7 protein-coding genes and 1 other annotated feature are annotated in these 10362 nt (G+C 34.8%); of the genes, 1 reads left to right on the forward strand and 6 read right to left on the reverse strand.

Translation table 11 applies throughout. From position 1 onward, the window contains the following. Positions 1 to 25: 25 nt before the first annotated feature. The 6 genes from AMS59_RS10010 to AMS59_RS25025 form a co-directional block, all read right to left on the reverse strand. On the reverse strand, positions 26 to 1714 hold the full coding sequence (locus tag AMS59_RS10010) for an MFS transporter (RefSeq protein ID WP_053483587.1): 1689 nt from the start codon (positions 1712 to 1714) through the stop codon (positions 26 to 28). A gap of 560 nt (positions 1715 to 2274) precedes the next feature. Continuing rightward, a complete protein-coding gene (gene pepF, locus AMS59_RS10015; RefSeq protein ID WP_053483588.1) occupies positions 2275 to 4086 on the reverse strand; it encodes an oligoendopeptidase F in 1812 nt (603 codons plus the stop codon). A 48-nt stretch (positions 4087 to 4134) separates the two neighbouring features. Beyond that, a complete protein-coding gene (locus AMS59_RS10020) occupies positions 4135 to 5253 on the reverse strand; it encodes a competence protein CoiA (protein ID WP_053483589.1) in 1119 nt (372 codons plus the stop codon). Positions 5254 to 5455: 202 nt separating this feature from the next. Further along, on the reverse strand, positions 5456 to 6124 hold the full coding sequence (mecA, locus tag AMS59_RS10025; RefSeq protein WP_053483590.1) for an adaptor protein MecA: 669 nt from the start codon (positions 6122 to 6124) through the stop codon (positions 5456 to 5458). Positions 6125 to 6558: 434 nt separating this feature from the next. After that, positions 6559 to 6954, reverse strand: a complete 396-nt coding sequence (gene spxA / locus AMS59_RS10030; protein WP_024362527.1) for a transcriptional regulator SpxA — start codon at positions 6952 to 6954, stop codon at positions 6559 to 6561. A gap of 355 nt (positions 6955 to 7309) precedes the next feature. Then, positions 7310 to 7459: a hypothetical protein gene (locus AMS59_RS25025; RefSeq protein ID WP_156304603.1), complete on the reverse strand. Its 150-nt coding sequence runs from the start codon at positions 7457 to 7459 to the stop codon at positions 7310 to 7312. Positions 7460 to 7563: 104 nt separating this feature from the next. Beyond that, positions 7564 to 7797: a binding site (T-box leader), on the forward strand. A gap of 123 nt (positions 7798 to 7920) precedes the next feature. On the opposite strand from AMS59_RS25025, the gene trpS reads away from it, so the two are divergent. After that, positions 7921 to 8910 carry a tryptophan--tRNA ligase gene (gene trpS, locus AMS59_RS10035; RefSeq protein ID WP_053483591.1) on the forward strand — a complete coding sequence of 330 codons (990 nt, stop codon included), beginning with the start codon at positions 7921 to 7923 and terminating at the stop codon, positions 8908 to 8910. Positions 8911 to 10362 lie beyond the last annotated feature (1452 nt).

Raw genomic sequence — 10362 nt, forward strand, 5'->3', positions numbered from 1 at the left:
AGTGATAGCAATCAGTTGCATTCAATTAACGTTCCACTTCAAAGTTTCGTTCTCTTATATATTTCTTCATTCTTCTTGCATTTATGCCATTCAAATATGCAAAAACAGCACCAATTAACATGACAATTGCTCCAAACCTAAAAACTGCTTTATATGCTAAGGAAATATGGTCCTTAATTATTTTTTCTATAGCTGGATAAAGACTTATTATTTCCTCTCTTTCAATGGCAAAGCTCTTCTTAATTTCAGCATGTGCGTTATCTGGTGAAGATTTTAATAGTTTTTCCTCTTCGTCAGTTAGCTTATGTAAAACATCCTGTAGTGACGATTTATTTGCTGTTAACTCATTTTTCTCTTTATAATTTTCAAATTGAAGCTTTAGCTTTTCCTTCGTATTATCACTAAGTTTACTTATCTCAATCTTTTCGATCATTTCCTTTTTTGCCGTTATCATTTCGTTCTGCATCATATGCTGTAGCATCACTACTAAAATTGCCACGCCAACCGCAGCACCAATTACTCGGCTTACTTGAAATAACCCTGATGCAATCCCAGCCTTTTCTTCTGGAACCTGCAAAATAAGCGCTATTGATAATGGGCTAAAAATTAAACCAGATCCTAAACCGACAATCATTAAAACTCCGACAATAGCCCAAACCGACTGATCTGGTGAAATAAAACCTAACAAGTAAGTTCCTATACTAAATAGTACATAACCAATGACACCAAACCATAATGTCCCCCATTTATTCGCTTTAGCTGCAAGAGGTGTAATGAGCATTGTCGCTATAGAAGATGAGCTAAGAATTAACCCCGCCTGTATCTGAGAAATTCCTTTTACTGTTGTTAAATAAAATGCCATTAAAAAGTAGACACACATCATACCGATCCCTAAACATAACAATGCGATATTCCCACTTGCAAATTGATAGTTTTTAAACAACTGAACTGGAAGCATTGGGTCTTTATTTTTTGATTCAATCATTACAAAAAATAGTAAGCCTATTACACTGCAAATTAGACAACTAAGAACAAGTGGTGATGACCATCCAACTTCCTTCACTTGTAAAAGCCCATATATGAGTGCAAACAATGAAATACTAATTGTAATCATACCCATCCAGTCGATCTTCTTAGAAGCAGTAGGATCATACGATTCATGTACAAAAGTATAAATTAAGGTTACTGCTATAATCCCTATTGGTAAATTAATATAAAATATCCACTGCCATGCAAAATACTCTGAGATTACTCCTCCAATTGTCGGTCCCAATGCTGTCGATATCCCTGCCATAATTCCAAATAGCGCCGTTACAATACCAACCTTTTCATTCGGAGTATGAACAAGTACTAAAGGAACACATACTGGAACAATCATTGCTGCAGCCAAACCTTGAATCGCACGAAATAAGATTAATAATTCAATAGATTGCGATATTCCACAAAGAACTGACGCAACTACAAACAAAATAAGCCCTATTTGAAATATTTTCTTCCTACCAAATTGATCTGCAAATCTAACCGCCGTTAACAAAACAACACCAAATGCAATGTTGTAGCTATCGACAACCCATGATATTTGATCAATTGTAGATTCATAGTATGCCGTAATTTTTGGCAAAGATACATTCACAATTGTAGTATCCAATAAAGCCATAAAAAAACCTAGAGCCGCAGCAATTACCGGCATCATATAACTTTGTTTACCTTTCATTTTCTAGCCTCTTTTCATAAAATGTAATCGTTTGATTGCATTATAAAGAAAAAATAAAATGAATGCAACCAGTTGCATTCATTTTATTTTAGATTAGGCTCTATATATTTATCGGAATGTTCTAGTGATTTATCGGAACATATTAGTAATTTGTCGGAACGTTTCAGCGATTTATCGGAACGTTTTTAAGTTTTATCGGAATACTTCGTTGTTTGATCGAGATTTATGACAAAATAAAAGAAGCGCCACTATCCTCGACAGATAGTGACGCCTCTTTTTCACAAAGGGGATGGGAGAAATGTTCACGTTCAAACAAAGGGGTGTATGTTTGTTTTGTGATTTATTTCACATGAATCACTTTATCATGGAATAGTAAATATAGCAATAAACCCAATGGTAGATTCACAAATTTGTCAAATAGAAAGCGATTACAAACAGTATTTTTTCAAGATACCCACTTTTAAACATTTAGAAATCAAAAAAAATCATTATTCTTTAAATTTTATCATTCAACTCATCATAGAAAAAAGGCTGTAGTGACATCCCTACAGCCCTCCGAATTAATTATTCAACAATAATTTTTCTAACTCATTTAAACGTTCTTCAAATACTTTACATGCATCATCAATCGGTTTAGCAACGTTCATATCAACACCTGCTGACTTTAATACCTCAATTGGGAAATCAGAACAACCTGCTTTTAAGAAGTTATTAATATAACGTTCTACAGCTGGTGTACCCTCTTCTAAAATCTGTTTACTTAATGCTGTTGCAGCTGATTTACCTGTAGCATATTGATACACATAGTAATTATAGTAGAAGTGTGGAATACGAGCCCACTCTAAGCCGATTTCCTCATCTACAACAATATCCTCACCGAAGTATTGTTTATTTAAATTATAGTAAACCTCTGTTAAACGATCTGCTGTTAAAGATTCACCATTCTTATCCATTTGGTGGATTAGGTGCTCAAATTCAGCAAACATTGTTTGTCTGAACACAGTACTTCTGAAACCGTCTAGCCAATGATTTAATAAATAAATTTTCTGTTGTGGGTCTTCAATTGTTTTCAGTAAATAATCATTTAACAGTTCTTCATTACATGTCGAAGCTACTTCAGCCACAAAAATAGAATAATCACCATAAACAAACGGCTGATTTTTACGTGAATAATAACTGTGTACACTATGACCAAATTCATGAGCTAGAGTAAACAGATTATTAACATTGTCCTGCCAGTTCATTAAAATGTATGGATTTGTTCCATAAGCGCCTGAAGAGTACGCACCACTGCGTTTTCCTTTGTTTTCTAAGACATCGACCCAACGGTTATCCAGACCACTTTGAACAATACCTTGATATTCCTCACCTAGTGGCGCTAAAGCCTTTACTAAAATATCCTTCGCTTCGTCGTAAGTGATTTTCATATCGACTTCCTTAACAAGTGGGGCAAATAAATCCCACATATGCAGTTCGTCCACACCTAAAAGTTTCTTACGTAATGCAATATAGCGCTGCATAGCTGGTAAATGCTTATGGATTGTTTCTACCAATTGATCATAAACACTTTCTGGAATGAAGTTGTTAGACATTGCTGCATGGCGTGCGGAATCATAATTACGGATACGTGCGCTGACATTATGCTTTTTAACATTGCCAGTTAATGTAGACGAAAACGTATTTTTAAAGTTACCGTAAGATTCATACATCGCTTTAAAGGCATTTTCACGAACAGTGCGATCTTTACTTTCTAAAAACTTAATATAGTTACCGTGTGTTAGTTGCACTTCTTCTCCGTCTTCATTTTTCACTTTAGGGAAGACCATATCAGCGTTGTTTAACATACTAAATGTATTGGAAGCGGTACCTGTAACTTCAGACATTTGTGCAAGCAATGCTTCCTGTTCTGCTGGTAATACGTGCGGACGTGCCATTGTTATTTCTTTTAAAGATTGCTTATACAGTTGTAAGTCTTTGTTTTCTGCTAAGTAACCTTCTATTGTTTCTTCACTCAATGATAAAATCTCTGGTGTTAAAAACGATAGGGCAGCTGAGATACTAGTCGCTAATGTTTGAATACGACTATTCATATCCTGGTAGAAGCTATTTGTCGTGTCTTGGTCATAACGCATATGAGCATACGTGTAAAGCTTCATTGTACGTTGATAAATATCATCGTGATAAGTTAGAACTGCTACTAACGCATCTGCACCATTTGTTACAGTACCTGCATAGCTAGACGCCTTTTTAGCAATTTCTGCAACTTCTTTATACTCTTCTTCCCATAGGGCGTCAGTTGCAAATATATCCTCCAAACGCCAAGTTAACTCTTCTGGAACTTCATTTCTTACTAAAACTTGATTACTAGCCATGTGCCAGCCCCCTTTATATGTGAGTTTTTCCTATACTCTCATATTTTCTCAGTATATTGTGGCAATTGCAAATAAATGTGCGTACACCTGCTCACAAATATCCAGAAAACAATCATTCTGATAACTTTTCTCCAGCACCATTCCATAATTTTTGATAGCCTGTACTGCTTGATTTGTAACCTCTACATTTTGTTGGATTAAAAACGATCGAATAGTTCTCTCGTCTAGTTCATGAGGTGATAATTGTAAACGATGGCAAAAATGATGTAAAATCGTTTGCCATTCAATAGAAAACATCGGTATCGCTTCCGCATCTTTTACCGGAACACCTACGTAATCAGGCATAGCGGTTAAAGCAAAACGTAATTCATAACAACTTCGTAAAAATGCATCTTGTACCCCATTTTTACTATGTAATAAACGTTGGTATACGAATTGCTTACAATGCTTTTTATAAAACTGCCAATAAAGATGAAATTCCTCTTTCGTAATTGACTTAGGCTCATAAAAGGGAAAATGTTGCTTGTGAATAGTTAGTTCTTGTACTTTACCTATAAAAGTATGCCCATGAACATGAAGAAGATTCGTCCAATAAATAAATCTCGATGTGTTTGCATCATAGGTCACTAAATAAGCCAAGCCTTGTGCTGTGGCAATTATCACCTTTTGCATAATTGGAGATATAGAAATTTTTTGAATACCTTGTGTAGATTGTTTTTGAGGTGTTTGAAAAAGCCACAATGGCTGTATAGAATTTTTCTCATATCCAGCTGTGCGCATTAGCCACTTTTCATGAGAAATTGTACTACATTGAAATTCAATGGCGATTTGCTTTCGTTCCTTTATCAGAAGCATATCAGGCCGTTGTGAAAGCTTCCGTAAATAAGGCTCCAGCTTTACTGTATGCCCGAGTTTTCTCAGCCATTCAAATAATTGGACTTTCCCTTGTAAATGAAGTTTTGATTCACCCTCTGCAAATAACTGTACACAGCTATCATTAGCAATATGAGCGAAATGAGGAATATTATATTTACCTATCTTTAATTGGACAGGCTGTTGGCATTGAGGACAATAAAATTTCATCTGCCGTCTATATCGTTGTAAAGCTTCCCTTGAATATTGGTATGGGAGAAAAATCTGTTGCTGCTCGTTATAAGCCGTAAGCATAAAATCATCTCCTTTTTGACTAATTGTAAAGGAGTGTTTTTAGAGCAACAAATAAAGAACGGTTTTTTCTTGAAATTTAAAAATTGCTATCTTTTAGATTTTCACTTTCAATCTAGATCCTTTAAATAAAAAGACTGTAAATAAACTTGTTAATCCCCAAGTTTGTCTACAGTCTAAGTCACTGAATCAAGTACTTATTACTTTAAATAAAATATTTTCGTACTGTTTCAAAGCAATTAAATTCCATAATTATTTCGCCATATTCCTCTAAGCGATGGATTGTGAAATTCGATGGTATTAAAAATTCTTTGATAACGGCATTTCTATCGTGATGATTTAGTTCTTCATCTGCGTTCGCGAAGTCAACTACCAAATAGTACCAATTTTCATATTTAAATAATGAGGAATCCACTAATTCATCTGTTATGCGTTTCGCTACAGGGATTATCTCATCAATATCTTTAAATTTATAAACATAAATGTCTGTATCCATAAATAACTCTGACTCATCTAAGTCACCAAATTGAGTTAGTTGACTGAGAAGATCTTCTCCAACGTCCTCGAATGGGGCAAACATTTCTTTGTGTTCATCAAATTGCGAAGAACCATCTAAGGTTTCACCGTCTTTTAAAATATGTGCACGTGTGACAATGATTTCTAAGCCTACTTCAGACGCATTGATATGAATCCAAATAGGACCTTCTACATCAAAGTAATCCTCCGTGTTTACTTCATCAATCATATCCCAAAAAAGTTGTTCACCCTTTGCTCGATTGTACCAAATTTCTTCACGACTATAGCCGCGATCCTCTATATCATTGTACGTAATAAAGAGCTTGAGTGTATTTTCGTTTACACGTTCGATGTCCACTAGACCTCATCTCCCTTCACTGCCATTTGTCGAAAAACAGTTTTGTTTCATTAGTATGCTTTTATTCATTGTTTTTAACCTCATACTCCATTTTTGTTTTTCAACCTTTGACCACACTACAGTAAAACCGTCGAGCAACCGAATCAAAAAATAATTGTCCACAGTTGTCTCTACTTATATTGTATGCTGTTCTGTCATAAAATGAAAAGGATATACACCGTTTCACAGAAGATATTTGAATTATTGAAATTGTAGTAAACTATTAAGTTAAAATCAAGTTTAACATACTTTACGGAAATATATGACTTTTCACTCTTATTTATTATACTTCATATAGAAGGTTTTACTTAAGTAAAACACAAAAAAATAGATGTCACAATATGCTTGTTGCATATGTAACATCTAATACTTATTCTATGCAAAATACGGAGATATTAGTTCACCATGCGCTGTGCTTCTTGTAATTGATAAGCACGAACCTTACGAGGTAGGAAACGACGAATTTCATCCTCGTTGTAGCCAACTTGTAAACGTTTCTCATCTAAAATGATTGGACGACGTAATAAGCCTGGATACTCTTGAATTAACTCATATAAACGTTGTAATGGTAAGCTTTCAACATCAACATTTAATTTCTGGAAAATCTTTGATCGAGTTGAAATAATTTCATCCGTACCATCCTCTGTCATACGCAAAATTTCTTTAATTTCACTAATGCTTAATGGTTCGGAAAATATATTACGTTCTGTATATGGGATTTCATGCTCCTCTAACCATGCTTTCGCTTTTCGGCAAGACGTACAACTTGGTGATGTAAATAAAGTTACTATCATACTGACACATCCTTTCCATTTAATCATTATCTATAAACCAGTGTGTGTGTTAAATTAGAATTAATGTAATGTAATCTACATACCATTATACAGTACTCTGTGATGTTTGAATATAGTTCCAATAAAAAAAAGAATAACCCTATCACACGAAATTTTCTGTCTATTTATATAACTTTTCAAAGTAGTTACTTCTTGGCTTTTCTAATGAACTACTAATAATATTCCCATTCGTAGTGCATTTTAAACACTCATTTCTTAATTGTTCTTGTTCTCATTTAAAAAATTTAAACGAGAATATTGTCAGTTCAGTGTGTACAATATAGACGTATATTTACTAATATTGGTTGCATTTTCAAATAAATAACTCAGCACCATAACGTGTGGTTAATTTCCGTTCCAGCTGGGCGCTTTCCTGACGTGCTGAATGGAGAAAAAAAGCAGCAAAATCAGCATATAATTTTTTTTCGAGAAAGAACACCGCCAAAAGTCTGACTTTACGCACTTGCTTTTCACCGAGCCTTTATAATATAATTTTTTGCAATCAATCAATTATGTCTTTGGTGAGTTCACCTCATCTATACAGATGGAAGACAATTATTGAACTAAAAAAAAACGCTGACGAAGAGTAGTACTTATGCACTTTACACGTTTAGAGAGTCTGTGGTTGCTGCAAACAGATCGTGTAAGCATTTGGAATGGACTTCCGAGTTAGCTTTGTGAACGTCTTAGTTTCCTTACTGGAGTCTATTAGCAAAGCTCGTCCCTTCACGTTACGAAGCAAAGTGGCCTTTTTAGGCAAGCTGGGTGGTACCGCGGATTCAAACATCATTCGTCCCTTCATTAGAAAAACTAATGAGGACGCATGATGTTTTTTATTTTGAATATCAATTATGCCTCGGCTAGTTACTTATGTAACAGACAAACGACTTCTACTGAGGTAACAAATTTCAAGGAGGAATTAACATGACAACTATTTTTTCAGGCGTACAGCCAACAGGTATTGTAACTCTAGGGAATTATTTAGGTGCGTTTAAGCAATTCCCTGCATTACAAGATGAAGGAGATACTGTTTATTGTATCGTCGATCAGCATGCAATTACAGTGGCACAAGATCCAAAGGAATTACGTCAAAATATTCGTAACCTAGCAGCTACGTATATTGCTACTGGCATCGATCCTAAAAAATCTACATTATTTATTCAATCAGAAGTACCAGCTCATGCACAGGCAGGCTGGATGTTACAATGTGTTGCATCGATTGGTGAACTTGAACGTATGACACAATTTAAGGATAAATCTCACGGTAAGGAAAGCGTATCTGCCGCTCTTTTAACATATCCACCACTAATGGCAGCAGACATCCTTTTATATAACACAAACATTGTTCCTGTTGGCGATGACCAAAAGCAACATATTGAGCTGACTCGTGATCTTGCAGAGCGCTTTAACAAACGTTATGGTGACGTTTTAACGATTCCTGAAATTCAACTACCAAAAGCAGGGGCTCGTATCAAATCACTACAAGAACCAACAAAGAAAATGAGTAAATCTGATCCAAATACAAAAGCGACAATCAAGCTTTTAGATTCAGCGAAAGATATTGAGAAAAAAATCAAGTCGGCTGTTACTGACTCTGATGGTATTGTGGCATTTGATGTGGAAAATAAACCTGGTGTTTCTAATTTACTAACAATCGAGTCTGCCATTTCAGGCGTATCTATTGATGATCTTGTAAAAAAATATGAAGGCGTTGGCTATGGTGGTTTCAAACAAGGTGTTGCAGCAGCGGTTATAGATCACCTGACACCAATTCAAGAGAGGTTCTATAATTTGGTAGAATCCTCAGAATTAGATATTATTTTAGATGCAGGTGCTGAAAAGGCAAACGCTATTGCTAGCGCTACATTAAAACGCATGGAAGAAGCAATGGGCCTTGGTCGTGCACGTCGCTAAAAAGAAAAATTTATCGTAGAGATGATTGGAAGAGCTTGGCCAAAAAGAGAGTAATTTAAAAGTTACATCTTAATCTTTGTCATTTAAAGTTTTATCATAACCAAGATCAAGCACAACAGCGCATAACACAACGAATGATCCAATGGCCAGATAAAATGCTGATGTATGTGCCATGAACTTAAAAACCACTAGCCAGGAATATCCGAGTGTCCGATAATTCAAATACAAGATGAGATTCCCTACGGAGAGAATCAACAAGCCGTAGCTCATTAAAAATAAAAAGAGTCGGAACAAGATTAGGGCATCCTTTCTATTTCTTCTTAATTATCATCTATTCACAAAACTATAAAAAAAGACGTCAGCCACGTAAATTTTTATTAAAAGTCAAGTTATAAGCTGAAACTATTTTAAATAGTGAATTCTTATTTAATGTCACACTTTATATGTATAGAAATTAAAAGGATAGAAGAGCTTAAATAAATTCGCTCTATCTATCCTCTTTTTTACCACGAGTCATTCTATTCAACAATCGGGCGCAATTCTAGGGTATAAATTGCGCCCTTTCTTTATAGAGCCATTTAAGGAGTGATGACTTCACCTAAACACTCTTCAATTCCCATTAATTTTTAAATTCACTGGAACTTGTGAAAAAATAAAATGTGTTTAGTTGAATAATAAGGAGTAGAAGGTTATTTTAAATAGATATACAAAAGTGGGATTTTAAATTTCATCACTATATTGAATGAATATCTGAAAGCTAATGTTCAGCTTTACGTATAGGAAGGAGGAGCATAGTTTTGAAATTGATAGGATTAATCATTCTAGGTGGCTTATTTCTTCTTTTATTAAGTTTCATTTACATAATTATTAGTGTAGTGTTGCGAAATAAAAAAGAAAAGTAATTCTGGTTATTTTAATAGATTTGAATTATTTAATGGCTTCGCAAATATTGTGTTTTAAATGTTATGTTGGTTTATGTAAACAGAATTTTACTGCACAATATGAGGAAATTAATAAGTAGGATTATCAACTACTTACTGCGAATACCAAAGAATTTGTGAAGAATCATACTTTAACTCCCATGAAAGAACGTAATAATCTTTCATTTTCTGTGGTGTAGCGATGATATTACGCTACATGGATGGCTAACGGTGCAGGTTAGCTGTGCGAAATGTTCCTAGTTTAAATAGAGGATGGTTACATCTCTCTGGTAAAGGCTAGGCAATTCCTTTTGGAACTGAAGGATTATATCGAAGAAGCAAATGAAGAGGTAACGCTCGGAAGGGTTCTCTCTTAGTCGAATAGCACTTGATTTAGTAAGAATGATGGTGTTATAAGCTCGGCGAAAAGGTGTGAGAAATTACCGTACCAGTTTGGCTGACGAAAGCCTACCTGCGGGGGTGGTGTAAATCATGATGCTTGAGTTGAATGAATATGGTGAGAATGCGAATG

Source organism: Lysinibacillus sp. FJAT-14745 (assembly GCF_001275675.1).
Lineage (GTDB): Bacteria > Bacillota > Bacilli > Bacillales_A > Planococcaceae > Lysinibacillus.